At 27.0% G+C, this 26,166-nt stretch carries 30 protein-coding genes and 1 tRNA gene; 4 read left to right on the top strand and 27 right to left on the bottom strand.

What is annotated here, in order from left to right; all coding sequences use genetic code 11:
* Positions 1-547 precede the first annotated feature (547 nt).
* A complete protein-coding gene (locus KMP12_RS00680; protein ID WP_215755811.1) occupies positions 548-736 on the top strand; it encodes a hypothetical protein in 189 nt (62 codons plus the stop codon).
* Positions 737-885: 149 nt separating this feature from the next.
* Here the strand turns inward: KMP12_RS00680 and rpoD are convergent, their stop codons facing one another.
* Positions 886-1,980: an RNA polymerase sigma factor RpoD gene (rpoD, locus tag KMP12_RS00675; RefSeq protein WP_215755810.1), complete on the bottom strand. Its 1,095-nt coding sequence runs from the start codon at positions 1,978-1,980 to the stop codon at positions 886-888.
* An 11-nt stretch (positions 1,981-1,991) separates the two neighbouring features.
* On the bottom strand, positions 1,992-3,788 hold the full coding sequence (gene dnaG, locus KMP12_RS00670; protein ID WP_215755809.1) for a DNA primase: 1,797 nt from the start codon (positions 3,786-3,788) through the stop codon (positions 1,992-1,994).
* 319 nt (positions 3,789-4,107) lie between these two features.
* Between dnaG and KMP12_RS00665 the strand changes: the two genes are divergently transcribed.
* Both KMP12_RS00665 and rpsP read left to right on the top strand, forming a co-directional pair.
* Positions 4,108-5,481, top strand: coding sequence for a glycine--tRNA ligase (locus KMP12_RS00665; protein WP_215755808.1), 1,374 nt, complete (start codon positions 4,108-4,110; stop codon positions 5,479-5,481).
* A gap of 208 nt (positions 5,482-5,689) precedes the next feature.
* Positions 5,690-5,962 carry a 30S ribosomal protein S16 gene (gene rpsP, locus KMP12_RS00660; RefSeq protein ID WP_215755807.1) on the top strand — a complete coding sequence of 91 codons (273 nt, stop codon included), beginning with the start codon at positions 5,690-5,692 and terminating at the stop codon, positions 5,960-5,962.
* A 213-nt stretch (positions 5,963-6,175) separates the two neighbouring features.
* On the opposite strand, the gene mltG is transcribed toward rpsP, so the two are convergent.
* The 9 genes from mltG to KMP12_RS00620 are packed head-to-tail and all read right to left on the bottom strand — an operon-like array spanning position 6,176 to position 11,451.
* Positions 6,176-7,315, bottom strand: coding sequence for an endolytic transglycosylase MltG (gene mltG / locus KMP12_RS00655; RefSeq protein WP_215755806.1), 1,140 nt, complete (start codon positions 7,313-7,315; stop codon positions 6,176-6,178).
* Between the two features lie 3 nt (positions 7,316-7,318).
* Positions 7,319-7,624 carry a DUF1292 domain-containing protein gene (locus KMP12_RS00650; RefSeq protein ID WP_215755805.1) on the bottom strand — a complete coding sequence of 102 codons (306 nt, stop codon included), beginning with the start codon at positions 7,622-7,624 and terminating at the stop codon, positions 7,319-7,321.
* Positions 7,625-7,636: 12 nt separating this feature from the next.
* On the bottom strand, positions 7,637-8,065 hold the full coding sequence (gene ruvX / locus KMP12_RS00645) for a Holliday junction resolvase RuvX (RefSeq protein ID WP_215755804.1): 429 nt from the start codon (positions 8,063-8,065) through the stop codon (positions 7,637-7,639).
* Positions 8,065-8,319 carry an IreB family regulatory phosphoprotein gene (locus KMP12_RS00640; protein WP_215755803.1) on the bottom strand — a complete coding sequence of 85 codons (255 nt, stop codon included), beginning with the start codon at positions 8,317-8,319 and terminating at the stop codon, positions 8,065-8,067. The genes ruvX and KMP12_RS00640 overlap by 1 nt, the downstream gene beginning before the upstream one ends.
* 18 nt (positions 8,320-8,337) lie before the next feature.
* Positions 8,338-8,967, bottom strand: a complete 630-nt coding sequence (locus KMP12_RS00635; RefSeq protein WP_252344646.1) for a DegV family protein — start codon at positions 8,965-8,967, stop codon at positions 8,338-8,340.
* Between the two features lie 49 nt (positions 8,968-9,016).
* Complete coding sequence (locus KMP12_RS07470; protein ID WP_252344645.1) at positions 9,017-9,112, bottom strand: hypothetical protein; 96 nt, start codon at positions 9,110-9,112, stop codon at positions 9,017-9,019.
* 57 nt (positions 9,113-9,169) lie between these two features.
* Entirely contained in the window at positions 9,170-9,658 is a 489-nt protein-coding gene (locus KMP12_RS00630) for a dihydrofolate reductase (protein ID WP_215755802.1), read from the bottom strand.
* A gap of 9 nt (positions 9,659-9,667) precedes the next feature.
* On the bottom strand, positions 9,668-10,603 hold the full coding sequence (locus KMP12_RS00625) for a thymidylate synthase (RefSeq protein ID WP_215755801.1): 936 nt from the start codon (positions 10,601-10,603) through the stop codon (positions 9,668-9,670).
* Between the two features lie 56 nt (positions 10,604-10,659).
* Complete coding sequence (locus KMP12_RS00620) at positions 10,660-11,451, bottom strand: Nif3-like dinuclear metal center hexameric protein (RefSeq protein ID WP_215755800.1); 792 nt, start codon at positions 11,449-11,451, stop codon at positions 10,660-10,662.
* 156 nt (positions 11,452-11,607) lie between these two features.
* Between KMP12_RS00620 and recD2 the strand changes: the two genes are divergently transcribed.
* Positions 11,608-13,932 carry an SF1B family DNA helicase RecD2 gene (recD2, locus tag KMP12_RS00615; RefSeq protein ID WP_215755799.1) on the top strand — a complete coding sequence of 775 codons (2,325 nt, stop codon included), beginning with the start codon at positions 11,608-11,610 and terminating at the stop codon, positions 13,930-13,932.
* Between the two features lie 113 nt (positions 13,933-14,045).
* Here the strand turns inward: recD2 and fba are convergent, their stop codons facing one another.
* From fba to deoC, 16 genes are all read right to left on the bottom strand, one after another.
* The gene (gene fba, locus KMP12_RS00610; protein WP_215755798.1) at positions 14,046-14,906 is read right to left on the bottom strand and encodes a class II fructose-1,6-bisphosphate aldolase; all 861 of its coding nucleotides are present in this window, start codon (positions 14,904-14,906) and stop codon (positions 14,046-14,048) included.
* 95 nt (positions 14,907-15,001) lie between these two features.
* Positions 15,002-15,904 (bottom strand): RluA family pseudouridine synthase, encoded by a 903-nt coding sequence (locus tag KMP12_RS00605; protein WP_215755797.1) that lies wholly within the window; start codon positions 15,902-15,904, stop codon positions 15,002-15,004.
* 63 nt (positions 15,905-15,967) lie between these two features.
* Positions 15,968-16,207, bottom strand: coding sequence for a YneF family protein (locus tag KMP12_RS00600; protein WP_371741373.1), 240 nt, complete (start codon positions 16,205-16,207; stop codon positions 15,968-15,970).
* Entirely contained in the window at positions 16,207-16,425 is a 219-nt protein-coding gene (locus KMP12_RS00595) for a DUF896 domain-containing protein (RefSeq protein ID WP_215755795.1), read from the bottom strand. Before KMP12_RS00595 ends, KMP12_RS00600 begins: the two co-directional genes overlap by 1 nt.
* A gap of 2 nt (positions 16,426-16,427) precedes the next feature.
* Positions 16,428-16,985, bottom strand: a complete 558-nt coding sequence (frr, locus tag KMP12_RS00590) for a ribosome recycling factor (protein WP_215755794.1) — start codon at positions 16,983-16,985, stop codon at positions 16,428-16,430.
* A 12-nt stretch (positions 16,986-16,997) separates the two neighbouring features.
* The gene (gene pyrH / locus KMP12_RS00585; RefSeq protein WP_215755793.1) at positions 16,998-17,714 is read right to left on the bottom strand and encodes a UMP kinase; all 717 of its coding nucleotides are present in this window, start codon (positions 17,712-17,714) and stop codon (positions 16,998-17,000) included.
* Positions 17,715-17,783: 69 nt separating this feature from the next.
* Positions 17,784-18,665 carry a translation elongation factor Ts gene (tsf, locus tag KMP12_RS00580; protein WP_215755792.1) on the bottom strand — a complete coding sequence of 294 codons (882 nt, stop codon included), beginning with the start codon at positions 18,663-18,665 and terminating at the stop codon, positions 17,784-17,786.
* A gap of 67 nt (positions 18,666-18,732) precedes the next feature.
* On the bottom strand, positions 18,733-19,446 hold the full coding sequence (gene rpsB / locus KMP12_RS00575) for a 30S ribosomal protein S2 (RefSeq protein ID WP_215755791.1): 714 nt from the start codon (positions 19,444-19,446) through the stop codon (positions 18,733-18,735).
* 245 nt (positions 19,447-19,691) lie between these two features.
* Positions 19,692-19,765 (bottom strand) — tRNA-Arg (locus KMP12_RS00570).
* Between the two features lie 102 nt (positions 19,766-19,867).
* On the bottom strand, positions 19,868-20,140 hold the full coding sequence (gene rpsO / locus KMP12_RS00565) for a 30S ribosomal protein S15 (RefSeq protein ID WP_215755790.1): 273 nt from the start codon (positions 20,138-20,140) through the stop codon (positions 19,868-19,870).
* 116 nt (positions 20,141-20,256) lie between these two features.
* Positions 20,257-21,204: a bifunctional riboflavin kinase/FAD synthetase gene (locus KMP12_RS00560; RefSeq protein ID WP_215755789.1), complete on the bottom strand. Its 948-nt coding sequence runs from the start codon at positions 21,202-21,204 to the stop codon at positions 20,257-20,259.
* Positions 21,205-21,219: 15 nt separating this feature from the next.
* Positions 21,220-22,137: a tRNA pseudouridine(55) synthase TruB gene (truB, locus tag KMP12_RS00555; RefSeq protein ID WP_215755788.1), complete on the bottom strand. Its 918-nt coding sequence runs from the start codon at positions 22,135-22,137 to the stop codon at positions 21,220-21,222.
* Complete coding sequence (locus KMP12_RS00550; protein WP_215755787.1) at positions 22,137-22,580, bottom strand: Fur family transcriptional regulator; 444 nt, start codon at positions 22,578-22,580, stop codon at positions 22,137-22,139. Before KMP12_RS00550 ends, truB begins: the two co-directional genes overlap by 1 nt.
* A gap of 26 nt (positions 22,581-22,606) precedes the next feature.
* Complete coding sequence (locus KMP12_RS00545) at positions 22,607-23,938, bottom strand: DEAD/DEAH box helicase (RefSeq protein ID WP_215755786.1); 1,332 nt, start codon at positions 23,936-23,938, stop codon at positions 22,607-22,609.
* 112 nt (positions 23,939-24,050) lie between these two features.
* On the bottom strand, positions 24,051-25,415 hold the full coding sequence (locus KMP12_RS00540) for an MATE family efflux transporter (RefSeq protein ID WP_215755785.1): 1,365 nt from the start codon (positions 25,413-25,415) through the stop codon (positions 24,051-24,053).
* An 89-nt stretch (positions 25,416-25,504) separates the two neighbouring features.
* Entirely contained in the window at positions 25,505-26,164 is a 660-nt protein-coding gene (gene deoC, locus KMP12_RS00535; protein WP_215755784.1) for a deoxyribose-phosphate aldolase, read from the bottom strand.
* Between the last annotated feature and the right edge of the window lie 2 nt (positions 26,165-26,166).

Here is a 26,166-nt window from a genome sequence, read left to right as displayed (position 1 = left end):
ATTAAAACTAACTCCCTATGTTGTGCTTTTTAGGCTTATCGCAAAGGAACAGTTATTAAGCTCTGCCAAGCAGTGTAACGTGCTTCTATTACACTTCTATATCACTATAGATTTACTAACGTTAGTGGGTTAGAAAGAGATAGGTTAAATCACTAAGGATTGGTTTTTATCTCTAAAATCATATTAACAAAATTAAAATATTTTGTCAAATTTTTTAAAAAAATTCTCATAAAACTCTTGACTTTATGCACCTTTTGCTATATAATATAAATATAAGGAGGTGAGAAAATGAGTAAGAAAAATAAAAAAAATTCTTCAAACCTACTAATAAAAATTAATATTATTTTAGCCACATTACAAATAATAAATCTTTTAGTAGAATTGTTTGAAAAATTTTTCAAATAAATAAGGTTGGGGTAAAAGCCCCCTCCTTATATCTTACTTAATCATAACATGGACAAAGAAAAAATACAAGTTACAATAATTATACTAGGTATAATAGCAACAATAATTTCAATAATATTAAAATTTATTTAGGGGGTATACTATGCTTATAGAACATATAGAAAAACTGCTAAACGGAGAAATTACAGCCTACAAAATAGCTAAAGACTTAGAGATAAACCCTAATATAATTCAACGCTACATAACAGGAGACCGAAAAATAGAAAACATGACCCTAAAAACAGCAGAAAAGCTATATAAATATTACATAGACACACAAAAAGAGAGTTAAAACACTCTCTTTTAATTTAGCCTATAATTCTTTTAACAAAGCTTCTTTTAAAATCTGACTAACATTAATATTTTTTAAAAATCACTACAAATTTGATACTATTTCAAATACAAAACAAAAGAACCCTTATAAAACAAGGGTTCTTAACTTTACTCCATAAATCCTCTTAATTTGTTTAATTTAGATGGGTGTTTTAATTTTCTTATTGCTTTTGCTTCTATTTGTCTTATACGCTCTCTTGTTACTCCAAAGGCACTTCCTACTTCTTCTAAAGTGTGCGTTTTTCCGTCTTTCAAACCAAAACGAAGTTTCAAAACATTTTCTTCCCTATCTGTAAGAGTTTCTAAAATTTCTTCAAGCTGTTCTTTTAACAATTCATTAGCAGCATGCTCTACCGGTGATTGAGCATCTTTGTCTTCAATAAAATCTCCTAAATGTGAATCATCTTCTTCACCTATTGGCGTTTCTAAAGATACTGGTTCTTGAGCTATTTTTAAAATTTCCCTAACTTTTTCAGTAGTAATTCCCATTTTTTCTGCTATTTCTTCTGGTTTTGGTTCTCTTCCTAAATCTTGAAGTAGTTGTCTTTGAACTCTTATTAACCTATTTATTGTTTCTACCATATGAACTGGTATTCTTATAGTTCTTGCTTGGTCTGCAATAGCTCTAGTTATAGCTTGTCTAATCCACCAAGTAGCATAGGTACTAAACTTAAATCCTTTAGAGTAATCAAATTTTTCTACCGCTTTAATCAATCCCATATTGCCTTCTTGAATAAGGTCTAAAAATAGCATTCCTCTGCCCACATATCTTTTTGCAATACTTACAACAAGTCTTAAGTTAGCTTCTGCCAATTCTTGTTTTGCTAATTCTTTTTCTGCATCATTACCATTTTCTATAGTTTTAGCTAATTCTAACTCTCTTTCTTTTGATAATAAGGGAACTTTACCTATTTCTTTAAGATACATTCTTACAGGGTCATTTATTTTTATACCAGCTGGCACTGATAAATCTTCTAAATTAATTTCGTCTTCTTCTATTTCTTCTGCATGATTTGCATTTATTAAAATTATATCTTCTCTACTCAACTGTTCATAGAAAAAATCTATTTCATCAGGAGTTATTTCTAGTCCTGAAATTGCTTCAAGAATTTCTTCTTGCGTTAATTCTCCATTTTTTTTACCTTTTTCGATAAATTCATTTTTTATTGTTTCAAAATCTTTATTACTTGAATCTTTCAACATAATTAGCCTCACTATTTCTTATATTTTTTCAACTTAGAAAGCATTTTTATTTGTGCTTCATAATCTGCTTCTATTATCGCACTCTGCAAGTTGGTTTTTATGCTATCAACTTTATCTTTAAATAGATAACTTTTTTTTATATATTTTATGTATTCTTTTATAGTAGATAAATCTTCATTTTGTGAAATTAAAAAGTCGGTATTATCTATGTATTTTATTAAATTAACTAGTTCAACATTATTTATATTATTAATGAATTTATGTACATAAAAATACTTATAATTATTATAATAAATAACTAAAACATTAAATAGCTCATTAAAAATTGAATTTTTAAATGTAAATCCTTCAAATTCATCATATACAGATAAAAAGTAATCTCTATTAATAAAAAAATACTTAAATAATTTACAGATTTTCTTATCAAATGCTGGTATTCCATAAAAAGTTTTAAAATCAAAATTATTACTTGATAGCAGCTTTTGTTTTGTATTAATTTGTCTTTTATTATTACTATTGGATAATTCTCTAAGTAATATATTCTTATCAATAGAGAAATCATTAGATAATTTTGTAATTAGTAAATCTCTTAAAACTTCATCTTCTATAAAACTTATATTTTCTACCAATTCATTTTTATATTTAATCTTATCTTCTAAATTTTTTATTGTGCTATTATAGTATTCTATCTTATATTCTATAAAATGTGTGATATTGTCTTTAGAATAATCATAAAATGAAAATAAAGAATTTGAAGATTTTTTCTTGTGTATAAATTCATCAATATCCTTGGCTCCTGAAAAAGATAGCTTAAATACATTATCTGTTTTTTTGATTAAGGAATTTCCTATTTTAAAAGCCGCCTCTATTCCTGCACCATCATTATCTAAGGCTAGAGTAAATTTGTCTGTTAATTTAAAAATATCATTTAAAATATTTTCGTCTATATTAGTTCCCATTAATGCAACTACATTCTTTACATTTTCTTGATATGAGCTTATAACATCCATATAGCCTTCTGAAATTATGACACTATTTTCTTTTTTTATGTGGTGTCTTGCTTCTGAAAAATTAAATAGTACTTTTCTTTTTTCAAATATTTGCGTTTCATGTGTATTATAGTATTTTGATATTTCTTTTTCTTTTGACATTGTTCTTCCTGAAAAGGCAACTACTTTATCGTTATTGTCTTTTATAGGAAAAATAATTCTGTCTTTAAAAACGTCATAATATTCTCCGTTGGATTTACCTAAAATACCAGAATTTACAACATAATCTAAATTTAAATTATGTGAATTAAAAAAAGAAACAGCTATATTTCTACCTGGAGGAGCATAGCCGATATTAAATTTTTTTATTGTATCTATGGTTATACCTCTTTCAAAAAGATAGTCTAATGCCTTTTCTGCTTCTTTTGTATTTAATAAAATGTAGTTGTAATAATCTGCAATTAAAACATGTGAATAATACATTACATCTTTTTCATCAGATAAATTAAAATTATCATTACTATCTTTTTCTATGTTAAGTCCTAACCTGGAACCTAATTTGTATATTGCTTGATTAAAGTTTAAACCCTCTATTTCTGATAAAAATTGAAATATATTTCCTCCCTTACCACACCCAAAACAGTGTGATATTTTTTTTTCTGGTGAAACTGTAAAAGATGGAGTTTTTTCATTGTGAAAAGGACATAGACCTATATAATTTCTGCCTCTTTTTTCCAACTTTACATATTCACTCACTAAGTCAACTATATCAATATTATCAAAAATATAATCTATATCTTTTTGTGAAATTTTACTCAAAGTTTTTCCTCCCAACTCCAATGTTTAAAATTGGGTAAAAGATTGTAGTGTTATTATATCATATTTAATAGTTTAAATAAATTAAAAATATTTTTGTATTGAAAAAATTTTTTAAAAATGATAGAATATTAAAAAGCGAGTTAATGATGGTGAAAGATTAACAAATTTATTTGGCTTGAAATTTAAAATTTAATAATAAAGGTGAGTTTTTACTAATAAGGGTGGACCCGCGGATAAATTTCGTCCCTGAATGTAGGTGTTTTATTATACCTATGTTCAGGTATTTTTAATTTTAATAATAATTTAGGAGGAATTATAAATGGAAAAAATATTATCTTTGGCAAAAAATAGAGGTTTTGTATTTCAAGGTTCAGAAATATATGGAGGTTTAGCTAATACTTGGGATTATGGTCCGCTTGGAATAGAATTAAAAAATAATATAAAAAAATCTTGGTGGAAAAAATTTATACAAGAAATACCTTACAACGTCGGACTAGATTCTGCAATATTGATGAATCCAAAAACTTGGGTAGCGTCTGGTCATGTTGGAAACTTTAGTGATCCTATGATGGATTGTAAGGAATGTAAATCGAGATTACGTGCAGATAAATTAATAGAAGAATTTTATTTTAAAAATAAAAAAGAAGATATAATTGTTGACGGCCTGCCTTTTGAAGAATTAGAAAATGTAATAAAGAAAGAAAATATTCCTTGTCCAGAATGCAACAAACATAATTTTACTAACATTAGACAATTTAATCTTATGTTCAAAACTAGTCAAGGTGTTGTAGAAAATTCTACAAGTGAAATATTTTTACGACCAGAAACTGCTCAAGGTATTTTTGTAAACTTTAAAAATGTTCAAAGGGCTATGCGTAAAAAATTACCGTTGGGTATTGGACAAATAGGAAAATCATTTAGAAATGAAATTACTCCTGGTAATTTTATATTCAGAACAAGAGAATTTGAACAAATGGAATTAGAATTTTTCTGTGAACCTGGAACGGAATTAAAATGGCATTCATACTGGGAAAATTATTGTAAAGATTGGCTATTAAACTTAGGGATTGATGAAAATTTAATAAGACTTAGAGCCCATGATAAAGAAGAATTATCTCATTATTCTAATGCTACTACTGATATAGAATTTAAGTTTCCTTTTGGTTGGGGAGAATTATGGGGTATTGCCTCAAGAACAGACTATGATTTAAAACAACATAGTGAACACTCTAAAGCTGATTTGTCTTATCAAGACCTAATAACAAATGAAAAATATCTTCCTTACTGTATAGAACCATCTGTGGGTGTTGATAGAGTTTTATTAGCTTTCTTGTGTGATGCCTATAAAGAAGAAGTTGTAGGAGAAAATGACAAACGTATAGTTTTAAAATTACATCCTACCCTAGCGCCATACAAAGCAGCTATTCTACCTCTTTCTAAAAAATTATCAGAAGAAGCTGTAAAATTATTTTCTGATTTATCTAAAGAATTTATGGTAGATTTTGATGAAACAGGTTCTATTGGAAAAAGATATAGAAGACAAGATGAAATAGGTACTCCTTTATGTATTACCTATGATTTTGAATCTGAAAATGATAATATGGTAACAGTAAGAGATAGAGATACTATGGAACAAACAAGAATAGCTATATCAGAATTAAGTAATTATATAAATAATAAAATAAAATTTTAATAAATGAAAATATAATTTTTTATTCAGTTTAAAAGAAAATTCTGTCAACAAAAAAAATTGACACTTATTATTAAAATCTATTGACATTATATTTTTTTAATGTTACAATTACTACTAGCTTAAAACTTAGCTTATTGATTCAACTTTTCATTAAATTCTCATAAACACACACATATAAAGTTGAAACATATATTAAAGGAGTATTAAAATGGCAGTAAAAATCCGTTTGAAAAGATTAGGTGCTAAAAAATCACCTTTCTACCGTATAGTTGTTGCTGATTCTAAATCACCACGTGACGGTCGTTCAATTGAAACTATTGGTACTTACAATGCAGTAAAAAATCCAGCAGAAGTTAAAATTGATGAAGAACTTGCATTGAAATGGTTATCTAATGGAGCACAACCTTCTGATACAGTTAGAAGTTTATTATCTAAAGAAGGAATATTAAAAAAATTCCACGAATCTAAATTAAATAAATAATAAAAAAGCAACTAAATTAGTTGCTTTTTTATTATGCTTTTTTCTAAAGATGGGATAAAAAATTTTATTTTTGATTTTTCTTATTTACAAATTAAATTTTTATTTATATCCTAGCCTTTCTTAATCATTAAAAAAGACAAGCTTGTGGTTGTCTTTTTTCTTCTCAAACAATAATTAATAATTTTTTAAAAATTTTAATTTATAGTACACCTTTTAATTTCCTGTACTTATATAGCCCTCTACATGTTTTTTAGCTAATTCTTCATGTTCAGCGTATGTTTTTGCAAAATACGCTTTGCCTTGCTTATCAGTTAGGAAATAGATATAGTCATGTTTTACAGGATTATTTATAGCCTCGTATGATTTTTTACTTGGAGATGATATAGGTCCAGGAGGTAACCCTAAATTAACATAGGTATTATACTTACTAGTATTTTTTAAATCAGCAAATGACAACTCCCCTGTTATTTTATCTAAACTATAAAAAACAGATGGGTCTGTCTGAAGTGGCATACTAATTGCTAACCTATTAAGAAATACACCAGCTATTGATGAATTATCTGAAGCTGACGTAGATTCTTTTTCTAGTATACTAGCCATAGTAATATATTCATGAATAGTAATATTTTTATTAACGCCTCTAATATTCCATACCTTACTATTTTGATTGTAAAGTGGAACTACCCTATCTTGTGTTGCCTTAACCATACTTTTTATTAAAATTTCAGCATTATTTTTATTTGTACTATCTATATCATAACTAGCTGGATACAAGTAGCCCTCTAATTTATACTTAAGATCTTTATTATCTAATTCTGAAGTTATTAATTCAGGAAATTCTTGTTTTAATTTATTAATAAAATTACTATCATTTACCTTATTAATAAATTCATCTTTAGAAATATCTGTAACTTTTTCTACCTTAGCTGCTATCTTTAAAATATTATCTCCCTCTATTATAGTTAAATTAGCAGAAGATTTTGCATTTTCTTTAGAAGTTAAAACTTCTAGTATCTCAGATAAATTCATATTTTTACTAACTTCAAAATTTCCTACATAAAATTCTCCATTTGAGTTAATTCTTGAATAAAATTTAAACATTGCTGTACTTCTTATTAGATTATTTTTATAAAGAACATCAGCAATGGCTGTACTGCCATAATTTTCTTTTACTTCTATTTTCACTTTTTCACTTATATCTTTATCAACTGGTGTCGTTAAAAAATATATATAAGAAAGTGCAAGCATTATTAAAAACATTAAACTAATAAAAGTTAGGGTGATAATATTCAATGATTTTTTTTTATTTTTTTTTCTTAACTCTTCTCTTCTTCTAATTTTTTCTTCTTTCATACATTATTCACTTTCTTCATCAAAATATAATATATCTAAAACTTCTGAAATCATATCATACTCTTCATCTGTTTCAACTGGTTCAAATCTAATGCCGTCTGCTTCTTCTATGCAGACCATTGGGAAAATTTGTAGTTCTTCATCGTCTATTTTTTCTTCTTCTGCAAATATATAATATAAATTATTATTAGTAGGATTAGTAAATTCTAATATTTTTCTATATTGCTTTTCTGTTCCTTCTTCATCTCTTAATGTATATACTTCTTCGTCCATTCCTACATTTAATTTATCTAAATCTTTTTCATTCATTGTCTTTTTCTCCTATCTTAATTTGTCTAAATAAGTTTGTAATATAAATACTGCTGCCATTTTATCAATTACTTTTTTTCTTTTTTTTCTGGAAACATCCGCTTCTAATAATACTCTTTCAGCACTCATAGTTGATAATCTTTCATCTTGCAATATAACTTCAACATTTTTAATTTTATTTTTAAGTATTTCTACAAAATTCAAAGTAGCTTCTGCCCTAAAGCCAAGGCTATTATCCATATTTTTAGGCAAGCCTACTACAATTTCAACTACACTATATTCTTTTACAAACTCTTTTATTCTTTTAATTTTAAAATCATTTATTGCTTCATTAATTTGTAAAGTTTCTATTCCTTGAGCTGTAATTTTTAGGGGGTCGCTTATAGCAACACCAATGGTTTTACTGCCGTAATCTAAACCCATTATTCTACTGTATGACATTAAATCTCCTTAATAAAAAAATGTAGTAAATATTCTAATATTTCATCTGTGCTAAGTCTAGAAATTTTTTCTCTGGCACCTTTATCTCTAGGTATATAAACTGGATTATTTGTTTTTACATAACCCATAATCTGATTTACTGGGTCATACCCCTTACTAGATATAGCTTCTACTACATCTGTTAAAATTATTCTTACATATTCTCTTCTGTATTCTTCTGTTTGAAAAATATCTGTTTTTTCAAAATTTGTCATATTAAGACCTCCTTATTCTTATTCTAATTCAACTAAAATTCCTACTGCTCCTTCTCCTGTATGGGTCGAAATAATAGGAGAAGTAACCACAATATTTTTATCGTCAATATTATAGTTTAATCTGTTTAACACTGCTTCTTTGATAAGAGCTAAGTATTCATCAGATAAGGCGTGGGCTAAATGTATATTTTTAATTTTATTTTCAGAATCTGCAATTAATTTTTCAATAAGGGCATTAATTAATTTTTTCTTGCACCTTACCTTATCCACAGCTACTAATTCTTTTCCCTCTAACTTAGTTAGAATTTTTATATTTAATAAATTTCCGATTAATCCTGATGTTTTCTTTAATCTTCCTCCCTTAACTAAGTTATTAAGATTATCTATAGTAACATAGGTAAGTATCTTAGAAGTTTTATTATTTAGTATTTCTATTATTTCTTTTAAAGTTTTTCCTTGTGATATTTGTTCAAAACATTCTTTGATTAAATATACCATGCCCCTAGATGTAGTTTTTGAATTAATTGTAGTAACATTAGAAAATTCAGATGCCGCTAAGGTAGCTGTATTAAACGTTCCACTTATAGCATCAGATAAGTGAATTGAAATAATATCATATCCTTCTTTCAGATAATTTCTCATAAACATTTATTATTTTCCCTATGGCTGGTTGGCTAATAGAAAAATTATCAGCTGTTCACATTTTTATAATATAATCTTCATTAGAGATATCTTCATATTCTATACCGTCAATGTTTACAGTTAAGGGTATTACTTCTAAATCATACTTCAATATTTCCTCTTGCGTTAAATCTGACGTTGAATCAACTACTATTTTAATTTTATTCAACTATTTAACTTCCAATCTTTTATAATGCAAAAATTTATAATTATATTCATTATCTTCATCTTTAGCAAAACTTTCTTCTTCTATAAGTTCCCATTCTTCTAAATTTATAGCTGGAAAATAACTATCTCCTGACACTTCAGCATCAATTTCTGTTATGTACATTTCTTCTACCCTATCAATATATTCTTTATATATTATACTGCCTCCAAAAATAAATATCTTTTCTGTAGTCAATTTTTCAATAGCCTTATTTTTATCAGAATATACTTCTATATTATCCTTTGAATAATTAGTAGACCTTGTCAAAACTCTATTAATTCTATTTGGCAATGCTTTTCCTATACTTTCAAATGTTTTTCTTCCCATTAGTATAGTTTGGTTAGTCGTTAAATTTTTAACTCTAAGCATATCAGACTTCATTTTCCATGGTATAGTATTGTTATTTCCTATACACCTATTCTTGTCATAAGCTACTATAAGTGATATCATTTTTATCTCCTAAACTGCAATTGGCGCTTTAATAAATGGATGACTTTCATAATTTTCTAATTTAACGTCATCTATCGTTAAGTCAAATATACTAGAAAAATCTTTTATATTTAAAGTAGGTAGGGCAAAAGGTTTTCTATCTAATTGAATTTTTACTTGCTCGAAATGATTTTTATAAATATGGGCATCTCCTAATGTATGTATAAATTCTCCAACTTCTAAACCACATTCCTTAGCTATTAATATGGTTAATAGAGAATAAGAAGCAATATTAAAAGGTACTCCTAAAAATACATCACCACTTCTTTGATAAAGCTGGCAACTTAATTTGTTGTTACTCACATAAAATTGAAACATGGTGTGGCAAGGTGGTAGAGCCATTGTATCTATTTCCGAAGGATTCCAGGCAGATAATATTATTCTCCTTGATGCTGGATTATTTTTTATTTGCTCTATTACATTTTTTAATTGGTCTATTCCTGCAAAATTTCTCCACTGCTTGCCATAGACATTTCCTAAATCGCCATACTTTTTAGCAAATTCTTCATCTGTTAAGATTTTATTTTTAAAATTAGCCATTTCTTTTTCGTAAACTATTTTAAAATTTTCATCTTCTAAGACTCTGATACCAAAGTTGTCCATGTTTTCGCCCTTGTATTCTACACTTTCAACCCAATTTTTAAAAGCCCACTCATTCCAAATATTATTGTTGTTTTCTAATAAAAATTTTATATTAGTATCACCCTTTATAAACCAAAGCAATTCTGACCAAATCAAATTAAAATTTATTTTTTTGGTAGTTAGTAGGGGAAACCCCTTATCCAAATCAAATCTCATTTGGTAGCCAAAAATACTCTTTGTCCCTACTCCTGTTCTATCTTCCTTATACTCACCCTTATTTAATATATTTTTACAAAGTTCTAAATATATTTTATCTGCAGTCATAAATATCCTTTCTTAAATTAATATTGTCTACAATAAATAAATTTACAGCCTTATAGTTAAATAATTTTAAATGGGTTTTGCTCTACCTTAGATAAATTTATATTTAATTCATCTGAAGTATATATTTTTAACAGATAATTTTTTAGTAAGTCTTTACAAAAAATTTCTGAAAAATGCCCTATATCTAAAACAGTTTTTCCCATTTCTAAGCTGTCTTGAGCCTCGTGGTAGCTAACATCACCAGTAAGATATATATCTACATCAGGTAAATCATAAATAAAACTACCCCCACTGCCACCAAGAATAGCCACTTTATTAATTTTCTTATCTTGACTATCATTTGAAATTAATTTTACATAATCTAAATTAAATTTACTTTTTACAAAACTTATAAAAGCTTTCAAGTCCATTTCTTTTTCTAAACAACCCACTCTACCAAGTCCTGCATTAGAAAAATTATCATTCTTAAATAAAACATCAATATTTTTCAAATTTAGAATATTTGCTAAATATTGATTTAAACCAAATTCTGCTGAATCAAGATTTGTATGAGCTGATATTACAGAAATATCATTTTTTATTAAATTTTTAATTATATTACTCTTAAAATCATCAAATTGAAGTTTTTTTATGGCTTTAAATATTAGGGGATGATGAGATATTATTAAATCTATATTATTACTTATCGCTTCTTCTACGACATCTGTAGTAACATCTAAACAAACTAAAATATTTTTAACTTCTTGTTGCTTATCTCCCAGTAATATACCAACATTATCCCAATTTTCTGCTAACTTTTCATCTGCTAAATTTTTTATTTTATTATAAATTTCTTCAACACTTATCATAAGCTATCTCCTTATTTGACTTATTATATCATATTCATATAAAACTTGCATTTAATTACAAATATTTTAAAGAAAATGTAACATAATTTATTTTTTAAGTAGACATTTTTTTTATATTGTTATACCATAAAATTAATTATAATTTAAGGGGTTATTATGCTAACTATTGAAGGTTATTTAAGTAAAATTATTTTTCATAATAAAGAAAATAATTATTACATATTATCAATTTTTCTAAATGAAGATTATGAAGATATAGATTCTGACTATGTTATTGTAGTTGGAACATTTAAAGATATAGACTTAAAAGATGAAGAACTATATTCATTTAAAGGAAATTTTGTAGAACACAAAAAATATGGCAAGCAATTTTCTGCAATAACAATAGAACAAATTATTCAAAAAAATAAAGAAGCCATAATTACTTATTTATCGGGGGCAGAATTTCATGGCATAGGAAAAAAAACTGCTGAAATTATTGTGGAAAAATTAGGTTTAGACTGCCTAGAAAAAATATACAATGATAAAAATGAATTATACAAAATTAAAGAGATAAGTGAAAAAAGAAAAGAAATAATTTATAACAATATAATTAGTAATCAACAAAGTCAAAATATAATTTTAAAACTAAATGAATATAATATTAGTAATAATTTAATAACAAAAATATATAATTTTTATAAAAATAAAACTTTAGATATTATAAAAAATAATCCTTATGAATTGATAGACACAATGCAAGGTATAAATTTTTACACAGTTGATAAAATAGCAGAAAAAGTTGGGATAGATTTTGATGATAGAAATAGAATAAGTTCAGCCTTTATATACACATTATACAATTATTGCTTTAGCACTGGAAATACCTATATAAAAAAAAATAACTTACTATATCTAACATTTAATACCTTATACAAGGCTAGAAATACCCCCATTAACAAAGAAAAAATTTTGGAAGTATTAGACTATTGCTTAGAAATAAATAAAATAATAGAATATGATAATTTAATATTCTTACCAGAAATATTTTATTCAGAATCATTTATATATAATAATATATCCCAAAGAATAAAAGATAATGAAGAAAAAAAAATAAGCGATAGCCTACTAGAAAAATATATAGATGATATAGAAAAAGAACTAAAAATTGAATACGATATTGAACAAATAGCGGCCATAAAAAACTCAATAAATAAAAATTTTTCTATAATAACTGGGGGACCTGGAACAGGAAAAACTACAATTATATTAGGGATAATAAAATTATTTCAAAAAATTCACAACTATTCTTATAATGACATACTTGATGAAGAAAAAAAAATAATATCACTCTTAGCACCTACTGGTAAGGCAGCTAAAAGAATGTCAGAAACTACTGGCTTATTTGCATCTACTATACACAAAGCAATCGGTTGGACTACTGAAGATGAAAAAATAAATGAATTTGCCAGCGATAAAAAAATAGATTCTAAATTAATAATAATTGATGAAGCGAGTATGATTGATATATTTTTAATGCACAATCTATTAAAAATCATAAAAAAAGATGCCCTTATAATTTTAGTTGGTGATAACGACCAACTACCTTCTATTGCACCAGGAAATATTTTAAATGACTTAATAAATTCAAATTCTATACCAACTGTAAAATTAAATAAAATATTTAGGCAAGCTGAAAATTCTAGTATTATAAAATTATCCTACGCCATAAAAAATAATATAAATTTAGATATAACAGAAGAATTTGAAGACAAAGAATTTATAATTACCAAAAAAAATAAAATTTTAGATACAATAAAAAATATATATTCAAATTTATTAAATATTACATCAAGAAATAATATCCAAATTCTTGCTCCTATCTACAAAACAAATTACGGTATAAATATTATAAATAAATTAATTCAAGATGAATTTAATAATAATGATACTCTTATTGAATACGGAGAAAATATATATAAAATTGACGATAGAATAATGCAACTCGTCAATAGACCCGAAGACAATATATTCAACGGAGATATTGGAGTAGTATATGATATTTATAAAGAAGATAACAAGTTCAAAATTGTTATTGAATATGATGGAAATTATGTTACATATGAAAAACAAGACTTAAATCAAATATGCCTTAGCTATGCATCATCTATACATAAATCCCAAGGTTCTGAATTTGATTATGTAATAATACCTCTGGTAGACAGCTACAATTTTATGTTTAATAAAAATCTGATTTATACTGCCATAACCAGAGCTAAAACTAAACTTATCTTTTGTGGGGAAAAAGATGTTTTTTACAAAGCATCAGAAGAAAATAATATTGTAAAAAGAGATACCTACCTAAAAGAATTTTTTGTAAAAAAAGAAGATTGCCAAGATAATATATCTGAAATTGATTATATCTTAACACCTGATAATATAAATAATATTGACGCAATGATTGGAATGGATAATATCACCCCACTAGACTATATGAATTAATAAAAATATTTATTTGCTAATGTTTAATCAAAAAATATTTTTTATCCACATCTATTGACAAAAAGCAAAAAAATACAGAACTAATTACAAGTTCTGTATTTTTTATTTAACTTTTATGCTTTATTTCTTGAACCAAAAATATCAATTTTTGTATGAACCATAGCTTTAATAGCATTGAAACCTGGATTTAATAATTTTCTAGGGTCAAAACCTTTTACATCATTTCCTGCTTCTATATATTCTCTTGTTGCTGCAGCAAAAGCTAATTGACATTCTGTATTAACATTAACTTTAGATACACCAAGAGAAATAGCTCTTTTTATTTGGTCTGTAGGTATACCAGAACCACCATGTAAAACTAAAGGTATTCCTCCAGTAACTTCAGAAATTTTTTCTAAAGTTTCAAAACTAAGTCCTGCCCAATTTTCAGGATATTTCCCATGAATATTTCCGATGCCAGCCGCTAAGAAATCTATTCCTAGATCAGCCATAGTTTTACATTCATTAGGGTCTGCTAATTCACCAGAACCAATAACTCCATCTTCTTCACCACCAATAGAACCCACTTCACATTCTATTGATAAACCTTTTGAGTGAGCTAACTCTATCATTTCTTTAGATTTTTCAATATTTTCTTCAAACGGATAGTGAGAACCATCAAACATTACTGAAGAAAATCCAGCTTCAATAGCTTTTTTAGTTCCTTCATAAGAACCGTGGTCCAAATGCAGTGCAACTGGCACAGTAATGCCCATACTTTCAACCATTGCTTTTACCATGTCTGCCACTGTTTTAAACCCTGTCATGTATTTAGCTGCACCTTCACTAACTCCTAAAATCACAGGACTTTTAGCTTCCTCAGCAGCTTCTAAAATAGCTTTTGTCCATTCCAAATTATTGATATTAAAATGCCCTACTGCGTAACCTTCTTTTCTTGCTTTTATAAGCATGTCTTTTGCTGGTACTAATACCATAAATTTTCCTCCTTATTAATACTATGTACTTATATACTATAATACTATAAATATAATAAAAAATAAACTATTTTATTAAAAATAATTATCTTGATTTATTGCTCTAATTTTTTTAATACATCTTTGAAATATTGAGGTAATTCTGTATTAATTTCTATTTTTTTATTACTGATAGGATGAACAAATTCTAAACTTTTAGAGTGGAGCATTTGCCCCTTAGTTTCTAAAGTTCTTCTAGGTCCATATACCTTATCTCCTACCAATGGGGAATTAATATATTTCATATGAACTCTTATTTGATGAGTTCTCCCAGTTTCAAGTTCACACTCAATAAGACTATATTTTTCATATCTTTTAACCACTGTAAAATTAGTTGTCGATGGTTTGCCACCATCAATAATTGCCATTTCTTTTCTTTCTTTAGGATTTCTAGCTATAGGTGCATCAATAGTCCCATAATCATGCTTTATATTACCATGAACAAGAGCATAGTATCTTCTTTTTATCTCTTTATTAGCAATCATTTCAGATAATTTAATATGTGACTTATCATTTTTTGCCACTATTAATAAACCTGACGTGTCTTTATCAATTCTGTGAACAATACCTGGTCTTATTATTCCGTTTATACTAGATAAATTTTTACAATGATACATAAGGGCATTAACTAAGGTTCCGTCCTTGTGTCCAGCCGAAGGATGAACAACCATTCCCTTATCTTTATTAACTATTAACAAATCATCATCCTCATAAACTATTTGAATTGGTATATTTTGTTTAACTACATCTAATTCTTCAGATTCATTAAATTTTATTGTAATTAAATCATCATTTTTTAATTTATAGTTAGGTTTTATAACATTATTATTTACTAAAATATTATTTTGATTTATTAAATTTTGAATGTTTGTTCTTGATAATTCACTTATTTCTGTTATTAAAAATTTATCTATTCTTTCACTAACTTCAGAATTATATTTTATTATTTTTTCTTTCATTACAACCTCCTTAAACTACTAAAATAATATGCACATCAAAATATGATGTGCATATATTTGCTATTATTTTTTACCTTTAATTGCTTGTTTTTGAGCCTTTTGCATATTGCTCATCATTTGATTTATTTTTTTAGTAGATGGTTTTTGCCCCATTTGTGACATCATACTAACTAACATTTCTTCGTTTATTGGAGGATTTTTTTCCATATAACTCATGAAATTTTTACGAGCAAGGAAAAATCCAGCTACTGCTCCTATTAAAAAGCACACAGTAGCAACTAATATTACCATTCCTGTAGTCATCATTTATTATTTCCTTTCTTTTTATTAAGTTTAATTTCTTTGCCATTTTCATCAACAAACTTAGTATTATCTAAAATATTTTTTATATTTCTTTTAAAATTATTTAAATACATTTTTCTATATTTATTTAGTTCTTCTTGTTCTTCTGAGGAAAGTGCACGTTCTTTTTTTATAGAATTTATATAATTTATTTTAGATATAATTTCTGTCATCTCCATATTTATACACTCATTAATTCGTCTTGTTTTTCTTTAGCAACTTTGTCTATTTCTTGTATAAATTTATCTGTAAATTTTTGAATATCATCAGAGTATGATTTTAAGTCATCTTCTGTTATTTGAGAAGATTTCTCTAATTTTTTAATAGCATCCATTGCTTCACGTCTTATGTTACGAACTGCAACTTTAGAATTTTCTGCTTCTTTAGATACTTGTTTAGCTAATTCTTTTCTGCGTTCTTCTGTTAAAGATGGAAAAACTATTCTTATAACTGTACCATCATTTGAAGGATTTAATCCTAAGTCTGAAGATTGAATTGCTCTTTCAATTTCTTTTAACAAACTTTTCTCGTATGGAGAAATTACAAGCATTTTTGGTTCTGGAACAGATATTCCTGATACTTGATTTATCGGTGTTTGAACTCCATAATATTCAACAGATATTTTATCTAAAACTGAAGCATTTGCTTTTCCTGCTCTTATAGAAGCTAGTTCTCTTCTTAAATTAGAAATAGCTTTAGTCATTTTTTCTTCTAAATTAGAAATTATTTTTTCTGGCATAATATTCTCCTTTTATCCTGTTATTGATGTTCCCATTTTTTCTCCGTTAATTACTTTTACAATATTATTATCTTCATCGATAGAGAAAACTATTATAGGAAGATTGTTATCCATACAGAATGATATCGCTGTAGAATCCATAACCGCTAAACCTTTACTAATTACGTCAATATGAGTTAAATCATCAAATTTTTTAGCATCTTTAACTAATTTAGGGTCAGCTGAATAAACTCCATCTACTGCATTTTTACCCATTAATATCACATCTGCATCTATTTCTTTAGCTCTAAGGGCGGCTGTTGTATCCGTAGAGAAAAATGGATTTCCTATCCCTGCGGCAAAAATAGCTACACGCCCTTTTTCTAAATGTCTGATAGCTCGTCTTCTAATATATGGTTCTGCCATAGCCTTCATTTCAACAGAAGTTAGAACTCTAGTATCAACCCCCTTTTGTTCAAGAGAATCTTGAAGAGCCAGAGAATTCATTACAGTAGCCAACATACCCATTGAATCAGCTGTTGCTCTTTCCATTCCTAATTCTTCTCCTATTTTACCTCTCCAAATATTTCCGCCGCCAACTACTATTGCTACTTCAACACCTTGCTTAACAACTTTAGAAATTTGATTTGTTAATTTATTAACAACTTCAGGGTCAATACCAAAACCCTTACCTCCTGCTAAAGCTTCACCACTAAGTTTCAAAAGTACTCTTTTATAAGCTTGTTCCATTATGTATCTCCTTATTAGTTTCTAATTTTTTAAAAAAGCACACACTAAAATTGTGTATGCTTTTTTATATTAGTTTCCTCTAACTTGGCTCATTACTTCTTCAGCAAAGTTATCTTCTTTTTTCTCGATACCTTCACCTACTTCATATCTTACAAATTTAATAAGTTTTCCACCTTTAGAAGCTACAAATTTTTCTACTGTTAAACTATCATCTTTAACAAATTTTTGTTTAGTAACACATATTTCTTCTAAGTATTTATTTAATCGACCTACAACCATTTTTTCAACTATTGCCGCTGGTTTTCCTTCATTAAGTGCTTGCTCAGAAAGTATTTTTTTCTCGTGTTCTAATTCTTCTTGTGATACTTGGCTTTCATCTAAATATTTTGGATTTAATGCAGCAATGTGCATAGCAACATCTTTAGCTGCTTCTTCATCTGTTGTATCCTCTAAAAGAGTAAGCACTCCTATTCTTCCTCCCATGTGAGAGTATGTTCCAAAAGCATCTTTGTCTGTTTTATTTACTATTTCAAATCTTCTTAATGATAATTTTTCACCAATTGTTGCAATTCCATTATTTATTATTGTTTCAATAGTTCCTTCTTCAGTAGATACGGTCATTGCTTCTTCTAAAGATTTTGGTTCGTTGGTTAATAAAGCATCAGCAACAACTTTTACTAAATCAACAAATTTTTCATTTTTAGCAACAAAATCAGTTTCAGAATTAATTTCTAATACCAAAGCTTTATTTCCTTCAGTAGCCAGGTAAGTAATACCTTCTGCTGCGATACGATCTGCTTTTTTAGCAGCTTTAGCAATACCATTTTCTCTTAAATAATCAATGGCCGCGTCCATATCTCCATTAGTTTCTACTAATGCTTTTTTACAATCCATCATACCAGCACCAGTGCGTTCTCTTAATTCTTTTACTTGAGCAGCTGTTATAGCCATAATAATTGCCTCCGTATATTTTATTATTTATATTTATTTATTATTCTTCAGTAGCTACTTCTTCTAATTATACTTCTTCAGTTGAAGTTTCTTCGATATTTCCTTCGTTATATGCAACAAATGCATCTGCCATTTTCGCTGTTAATAATTTAACTGCACGAATTGCATCATCGTTTGCAGGTATAACATAATCTACATCATCAGGATCACAGTTAGTATCAACTATACCAACCACAGGTATTCCTAATTTTTTAGCTTCTGCTATTGCATTGTGTTCTTTTTTAGGGTCGACTACAAACATAGCATCAGGCATATTTCTCATTTCTCTGATGCCACCAAGAAACTTGTTCAATCTGTCATATTCTTTTCTAAGTTCTAAAACTTCTTTTTTAGGAAGAACTTCAAAAACTCCATCTTCTTCCATTTTTTCAATTTCAGAAATTCTGTCAATACGTCCTTTAATTGTTTTGTAGTTAGTAAGTGTTCCTCCTAACCAACGGTTATTTATGTAGTATTGACCTGTTCTCTCAGCTTCTTCTTTAATAGCATCCTGTGCTTGTTTTTTTGTTCCTACAAATAGCATTTTACCACCTTGGTCTGCTATTGATTTAACAAATTCATAAGCCTCATCTACTTTTTTTACAGTTTTTTGCAAGTCAATGATATATATACCATTTCTTTCTGTAAATATATATTTAGCCATTTTAGGATTCCACCTTCTTGTTTGATGTCCAAAATGCACTCCTGCTTCTAATAATTGTTTCATTGAAATAACTGGCATAGTTATTCTCCTCCTTGGTTTTTTCCTCCGATATCTTCATGTTAGTTATAGACAAATCATGCACCAAATAACTAAATCTAATATCGTGTGTTTTATTTTAGTTGATTTAAACTCAACCTTAATAATTATATAGTATTAAATAATAAAAATCAAGAATTTTACAATATTTTATATGAAATTACTTTTAAATATTAAAAAATTACAAAATAAAAAAGGTTTAGTCTTGGACTAAACCTTAATGCTGACGTCCCGAAAGGGATTCGAACCCCCGACCGACGGCTTAGAAGGCCGTTGCTCTATCCTGCTGAGCTATCGAGACATAAAAATAAATACCTAAATATTATATATTCTGAATAAAAATTTGTCAATAGTTTTTTAAAAAAATATGCAGAGGATTTTATAAAACCCTCCGCAAATATAACTATCTTCTTAACCCTAAAGATTTGATTAATTCACGATATCTTTGAATATCTTTTTTAATTAGATAGTCCAATAAGTGACGACGACGGAAAACTTTTTTTAGTAATCCACGACGCCCCGCATGGTCTTTTTTATGAGTATTTAAGTGAGCAGTTAATGCTTCAATTTCAGCTGTTAAAACTGCTATTTGTACTTCTGGTGAACCTGTATCTGATTCGTGAGTACGATATTTTGAGATAATTTCATTTTTTCTTTCTTGACTAATTGCTGCCATGTTAGGCACCTCCATACATATATTTAATCCTTAATCTGAGTATAAAATTGGAGTTTTTCTACACCAAGAAAAAGGAACTTCATTAATTTTACAATATATATATTTTTTTTTCAAGACTATATGATTAAATTTTTAAAATCTATAAAAATTTTCTCGGCTTTTGACTTATCTAATTGTAACTGTTCTTTTAATTCATTTATGCTATTAAATTTTTGTTCTGGTCTTATATACTTATAAAAATATATAGTAAAATTCTCTCCATAAATTTCTTTATCAAAATATAAAATATGTGTTTCTACAAAAACTTTACCATTATCTGAAACAGTAGGATTATTTCCTATATTAGTTATTCCCTTGTAAAATTCTCCTCTAACTTCAACAATGGTGATGTAAACACCATATTTTTGTGGAATTAAAAAATCATCATTTGTTGATAAGTTTGCTGTTGGAAAATTTATAGTTCTACCCAACTGTCTACCTTTAACAATTATTCCAGATATTTGATAAAATCTATTGGTTAATTTTTTATATAACTCAACTTTACCATTTAAAATATAGTTACGCAATAAGGTAGAAGATATTTTTTTATCAAATGATTTTAATGTTTTAGTTGCTACAACTTTTATTTTGTTATCAGTATATTCAGAAATAAAATTAGGTCTTCCTTCTCCTTTATAGCCAAATCTATAATCTTCTCCACAAAAGACGTTAGTAACATTAATTTTTTTTAAAACACTATCGATAAATTTTTCTTTGCTAATAAGTCGTAAACTTTCATTAAAATCTAAGAAATATAACTCTTCTATTCCTAAATTTTCTAGTATACTTATTTTTAAATTATTAGGAATTAGTAACTTTGTTTCTTCTTTTGTAAAAAAATTCTTTGGACTATTAGTAAACGTTATTAGACTTGAAATTTTATTTTCTTCTTTGGCTAAGTCTACCGTATTTTTAATAATTTCTTGGTGGGCTATATGAATACCGTCAAAAAATCCTAATGCAACAACTCTAAAATTAGAATCACTTATTATTTGACTTAAATCTGAGATTCTAAAAATTTTCATATTATTACCTCATTATTACTCAATATTTTTAGGAAATGTAGTTTTTACAGATAGTAATTCATCAGTTAATTCTTTTAAATAATATACTGCTATGGCTTCATTATTATATGTGAAAACTACTTCAGAAGAAAAATCTATATCAGGAAATTGATTTTTTCTAAATCTTAAGCCGTTAATTACTTGCTTAGCTCTAAATTTAGGTAGTTCTACAAATTGATAAGATGATAAAGCATATTCTTTAGATAGTAATTTTTTTGAAATATTATCTCTATTTTCTTCTACATAAGATATGCTAAAACAATCTGAAATCTTAATATCTCCGCTAGAAGTTCTGGTTAGTTTACTCATACAACTAGGTAAATTTAATATATCTCCCAGCTGTGTAGCTATTGTTCTTATATATGTTCCTTTCCCACAATTTACATCAATAGTAAAATAAAATTTTTCATTTTCATAATAGCAAGTATATTCTAGTAAATTTATGCTGTAAATTTCAATTTCTCTTTCAGGTATTTGGACGTCAAATTTACCTTCTCTAGCATATTCATATAATTTTTTTCCATTAACCTTAACTGCTGAATAGATAGGTGGTTTCTGAATTATTTTTCCAATTAATTTACTGCAAGCATATTTTATGTCAGAAATATTTACTTTTTCTACTACTTTTTCAGATAAAATTTGACCACTAATATCCTGAGTAATTGTACTTATACCCAAGCAAATTTCTGCCCGGTAACTTTTTCCTAAGTTCATGGCATAATCACTAACCTTTGTACTATTTCCTAATAATACCAGCAAAACCCCGTCTACATCAGGATCCAAAGTTCCAGCATGTCCTATCTTTTTCATTTTTAAAATTTTTCTAAGTTTAAATACAACATCATGGCTTGTCATACCACGTTCCTTGTATATTGGTAGTATTCCATCTAACATTATTTTTCTTCTTTCAAGCAATTTGGACAAATTCCATATATTTCAAATTTATGACCATCTATTCTATATCCAGATAATTCTGAAATATTTAGCTCTTTACAAATATCTGTGTGAATTGTTTTTGCCTTGCCACATTTTAAACAAATATGGTGATGATGGTGATGTTTTGTGTTTATACAAGCAAGTTTGAAAAAACGTTCTCCTTTTATCTCCGTAAATTCCAATATACCCAAATCAACGTAAGTGCTAAGATTTCTATATATAGTATCAAAACTTAGCCCTGGAAACTCCTTACTTAAATTTTCAGAAACGTACTTAGCATTAAGATATCTATCTTCTCTAACTAATAAATCTATCATAGCCTTTCTTTTTTCTGTATATTTATAGCCATTATTTTTTAGTATTAACATTAATTTAGAAACTTTTTCATCAACATTTAACATAAAATCACCTACAATATTAAATATAATTATTTATTTCTGCTTTCTTGATTTTTTCTTTTAGCAAACTTTCTTCTTTCTTTTTGCTTAAGTTTATCAATTTTATACTTATATTTTTTCTTATATCCTGGTTTAACTTTGTTATTGGCTTTAACTCTAGATTTTACTTTTTTAGTTAAATTATGGTCTGCGATAATTTTTTCCCTATTATCTCGTTTATTTCTATCTTTTACTTCGATAAACTCATTATCTTTTATATCTTTATGTTCAAAAACTATTCCACGATTTTCTAATTTTCTTAGTTTTTCTTCATCTTTATTTTCAAAAATAGTGATACATTCTCCGCTTAAACCAGCTCTACCAGTTCTTCCAGCTCTATGAGCAAAAAAGTCCAAATCATTCGGAATATTATAATTAATAATATGACTTACTCCTTCTATATCTATACCTCTACTTATTAAATCACTGGCAACTATATAAGTAAAATTAAGATTATTAATTCTTTTTTGCATTTGCTTTCTTTCTCTAGGAGTTAAATCTCCATGCAAAACTCCAACATTTATACCCTTAGAAATTAAATATCCACTAACCTCTTCAACTTCTGTTTTTTTGTTAGCAAAAATTATAGCAATGTAGGGGTTTATTGTATTGGTAATTTCTAATAATTTTTCCATTCTATTAGAACTTTTAGTATTAACAAGCAAATAACTTATTTTACCCTCTATTGATTTTTTTACTTCAATATGTTGAGCGTTTTTTACATATTTTTTTAAGAAATGCACCATTTTATCTGGTATCGTGGCAGAAAAAACTAGAAATTGGCAATTATCTGATGACCTATTTGCAATTTTATCAATATCTTCCATAAAACCTAGGTCAATCATCATATCGCATTCATCAACTACAATAGTTTGTACTTCTTTTATCGATAGGGATGAAGATTTATCTAATTCTAATATTCTTGTTGGTGTTCCTATTATTACATGCGGCGTGTTGGATACTTTTTCTATATCTCTTGATAAGTCTTGTCCACCTATAAATAAGGATATTTTAATTTCTTTTTCTGAAAAAGATGCAATATGATTTGCCATATCAAATAACTGTCTTGACAACTCTCTTGTAGGTGCCATTATTATAGCTTGAGTTTTTTGTTTATCACAATCTAATTTACTAAAAATAGGAAGTAAGAATGAATGACTTTTCCCACTACCTGTTTGCGACATAGCAACCACATTCTTATTCTTCAAAACAGGGGAGAATACTCTTTCTTGTATTTTTGTAGGATTTTTAAATCGTAAGTCTATTATTGATTTATTGACAAAATCTTTAAACTTAAACTGTTCAAACGATTTAGATAACATATTAATTTCTCCATTCTTTTAAAATCAACACTAATTATACAATAAAAAAATTTTTTTTACCATTTTTATTGCACTATAAAAGCTAGCACTATTAATAATAAGAGTTATTACTCTAAATCTTATCTACTTTAGGCATATTTTTAAATTCAAAATAAATTACTGTGGTTGCTATTGCAAAAGCTATTAAATCAGAAATAGGTACTGCGTAAGCAACTCCTTTAACTCCAAAAAATTTAGGTAATATTATTAATAAGGGAAATAAAACTAATAATTGTTTACTAAGAGATATCGCTGCACCTTTTTTAGATTTTCCTATTGAAGGGAAAAATGTTGTCGAAGCAATTTGTATACAGTTAATAAAAATAAAAAATGTATAATATCTTAAATAAAGAATACCATATTCAAAATAAAGTTCACTTCCTTGACCAAAAATAGAAATTATCTCTTTTGGAAAAATTTGAAAAATTAAAAATAAAAATAATGAAATAGCAAAAGAATATTTTATAACTAGTTTAAAAACACTTCTTACTCTTAAATAATTTTTTGCTCCATAATTAAAACTTACTATGGGTTGAGAACCTTGAACGATACCTAGCACTATGGCTATAAATATCGTATTTATTTTAGTTACTATTCCTGCTATTGCTATGGTTGTATCACTACCATATATTGATTCTGAACCATATATTTTTAAAACATTATTGGTAGTAATCTGAACTATTGTCGTAGAAATTTGAAAAATAAAAGATGCACTGCCTAATGATAAAATAGATTTTACAATAGAAAATTTTATTTTGAAATTTTCTTTTTTTATTTTTATACTCTTAAAGTTTTTATAGTATAAAACTAATATTATTGCAGAAATAATTTGTGATATTACTGTTGCCCAAGCACTACCAGCAAGCCCCCACTTAAAGACAAATATAAATATGGGATTTAATATTAAATTTATAATTGCTCCAGCCATAACTGCAAACATTGAATACTTAGGGCTTCTATCTGCTCTTACCAAGGGATTTGTACCTAGTGCAAATAAATAAAAAGGTATTCCCAAAGTTGTGATTTTTGTAAATTCCATAGCATAAGGAAGAATTTCAGGTGTAGCTCCAAATATAATCATCAAGGGTTCTAAAAATATTCTCACCAAAAATGCAATTAATATTCCTAAAATTATTATAAGTAATGCAGAAGTACCTACAACTTTTTCAGCACTATTTCGGTCTTCTTTTCCTAAATATAAATTAAAATTTGCAGCCGTTCCTATTCCAACCATAACTCCTATTGATAAACATATAGTTGTAATTGGAAATGAGATATTAGTAGCAGCATTTGCTAAATATCCTACACCTTGACCGATAAAAATTTGATCAACAATAGTGTATAAAGCATTTGTTACGTTAGCAATTATTGCTGGAATTGCCATAGATTTTAATAATTTTCCAACAGATTTATATCCAAGAGGATTTTTATTATCCATAATCTACCCCTCCCCACTAATTTATTTTATAAATTTGATTTTAAAATAAAAAGAAACGAAATATAAAATATATTTCGTTAAAATATAAATTAGTAGCTTTTACTTAATTTATTATTAATTATATCTACACTAGAACTTGTACCTAATCTTTCTGCACCAAGTTCTATATATTTTTCTGCTATTATTTTATCCCTAACTCCACCACTTGCTTTAACTTTGGCATTATTTTTTACAACAGATTTCATCAATTTTACATCTTCATAAGTTGCTCCTCCAATACCAAAACCAGTAGAAGTTTTAACAAAATCTGCATTTGCTTTTAATGCTAATTCACAGGCTATTACTTTTTCTTCATCAGTAAGATAACAAGTTTCAATAATTACTTTTAGAATATTTTTGCCAATAGCTTCTTTTATTAACTTGATTTCTTCTTCAACATATTCAAAATTTTTATCTTTTAATTTAGATATGTTTATTACCGTATCAATTTCGCTAGCACCTAAATTTACCAATTCTCTTGCTTCAAAAACTTTTGCTTGAGTAGTCATAGCTCCTAAAGGAAAACCGACAACTGCGGCAACCTTAACATCACTATCCCTTAATTCTTTAACACATTGCTCAACAAAACTTCCATTTACACATACACTAAAAAAATTATTTTCCTTAGCTTCCTTACAAAGTTTAGAAATTTCTTTTTCTGATGCGTTAGCTTTTAACAATGTGTGGTCTATATATTTATTTAAGTTCATAT

The sequence above is a fragment of the Gemella sp. zg-1178 genome (assembly GCF_018790995.1).
GTDB lineage: Bacteria > Bacillota > Bacilli > Staphylococcales > Gemellaceae > Gemelliphila.
This window is presented reverse-complemented; position numbering and strand designations above follow the sequence as displayed.

Coding starts and splice junctions, on each gene's coding strand:
- KMP12_RS00680 (WP_215755811.1), top strand. CDS start 548: ATGCTTATAGAACATATAGAAAAACTGCTAAACGGAGAAATTACAGCC.
- rpoD (WP_215755810.1), bottom strand. CDS start 1,980: ATGTTGAAAGATTCAAGTAATAAAGATTTTGAAACAATAAAAAATGAA.
- KMP12_RS00665 (WP_215755808.1), top strand. CDS start 4,108: ATGGAAAAAATATTATCTTTGGCAAAAAATAGAGGTTTTGTATTTCAA.
- rpsP (WP_215755807.1), top strand. CDS start 5,690: ATGGCAGTAAAAATCCGTTTGAAAAGATTAGGTGCTAAAAAATCACCT.
- mltG (WP_215755806.1), bottom strand. CDS start 7,315: ATGAAAGAAGAAAAAATTAGAAGAAGAGAAGAGTTAAGAAAAAAAAAT.
- KMP12_RS00650 (WP_215755805.1), bottom strand. CDS start 7,624: ATGAATGAAAAAGATTTAGATAAATTAAATGTAGGAATGGACGAAGAA.
- ruvX (WP_215755804.1), bottom strand. CDS start 8,065: ATGTCATACAGTAGAATAATGGGTTTAGATTACGGCAGTAAAACCATT.
- KMP12_RS00640 (WP_215755803.1), bottom strand. CDS start 8,319: ATGACAAATTTTGAAAAAACAGATATTTTTCAAACAGAAGAATACAGA.
- KMP12_RS00635 (WP_252344646.1), bottom strand. CDS start 8,967: ATGTTTATGAGAAATTATCTGAAAGAAGGATATGATATTATTTCAATT.
- KMP12_RS00630 (WP_215755802.1), bottom strand. CDS start 9,658: ATGATATCACTTATAGTAGCTTATGACAAGAATAGGTGTATAGGAAAT.
- KMP12_RS00625 (WP_215755801.1), bottom strand. CDS start 10,603: ATGACTGCAGATAAAATATATTTAGAACTTTGTAAAAATATATTAAAT.
- KMP12_RS00620 (WP_215755800.1), bottom strand. CDS start 11,451: ATGATAAGTGTTGAAGAAATTTATAATAAAATAAAAAATTTAGCAGAT.
- recD2 (WP_215755799.1), top strand. CDS start 11,608: ATGCTAACTATTGAAGGTTATTTAAGTAAAATTATTTTTCATAATAAA.
- fba (WP_215755798.1), bottom strand. CDS start 14,906: ATGGTATTAGTACCAGCAAAAGACATGCTTATAAAAGCAAGAAAAGAA.
- KMP12_RS00605 (WP_215755797.1), bottom strand. CDS start 15,904: ATGAAAGAAAAAATAATAAAATATAATTCTGAAGTTAGTGAAAGAATA.
- KMP12_RS00600 (WP_371741373.1), bottom strand. CDS start 16,207: ATGACTACAGGAATGGTAATATTAGTTGCTACTGTGTGCTTTTTAATA.
- KMP12_RS00595 (WP_215755795.1), bottom strand. CDS start 16,425: ATGGAGATGACAGAAATTATATCTAAAATAAATTATATAAATTCTATA.
- frr (WP_215755794.1), bottom strand. CDS start 16,985: ATGCCAGAAAAAATAATTTCTAATTTAGAAGAAAAAATGACTAAAGCT.
- pyrH (WP_215755793.1), bottom strand. CDS start 17,714: ATGGAACAAGCTTATAAAAGAGTACTTTTGAAACTTAGTGGTGAAGCT.
- tsf (WP_215755792.1), bottom strand. CDS start 18,665: ATGGCTATAACAGCTGCTCAAGTAAAAGAATTAAGAGAACGCACTGGT.
- rpsB (WP_215755791.1), bottom strand. CDS start 19,446: ATGCCAGTTATTTCAATGAAACAATTATTAGAAGCAGGAGTGCATTTT.
- rpsO (WP_215755790.1), bottom strand. CDS start 20,140: ATGGCAGCAATTAGTCAAGAAAGAAAAAATGAAATTATCTCAAAATAT.
- KMP12_RS00560 (WP_215755789.1), bottom strand. CDS start 21,204: ATGAAAATTTTTAGAATCTCAGATTTAAGTCAAATAATAAGTGATTCT.
- truB (WP_215755788.1), bottom strand. CDS start 22,137: ATGTTAGATGGAATACTACCAATATACAAGGAACGTGGTATGACAAGC.
- KMP12_RS00550 (WP_215755787.1), bottom strand. CDS start 22,580: ATGTTAAATGTTGATGAAAAAGTTTCTAAATTAATGTTAATACTAAAA.
- KMP12_RS00545 (WP_215755786.1), bottom strand. CDS start 23,938: ATGTTATCTAAATCGTTTGAACAGTTTAAGTTTAAAGATTTTGTCAAT.
- KMP12_RS00540 (WP_215755785.1), bottom strand. CDS start 25,415: ATGGATAATAAAAATCCTCTTGGATATAAATCTGTTGGAAAATTATTA.
- deoC (WP_215755784.1), bottom strand. CDS start 26,164: ATGAACTTAAATAAATATATAGACCACACATTGTTAAAAGCTAACGCA.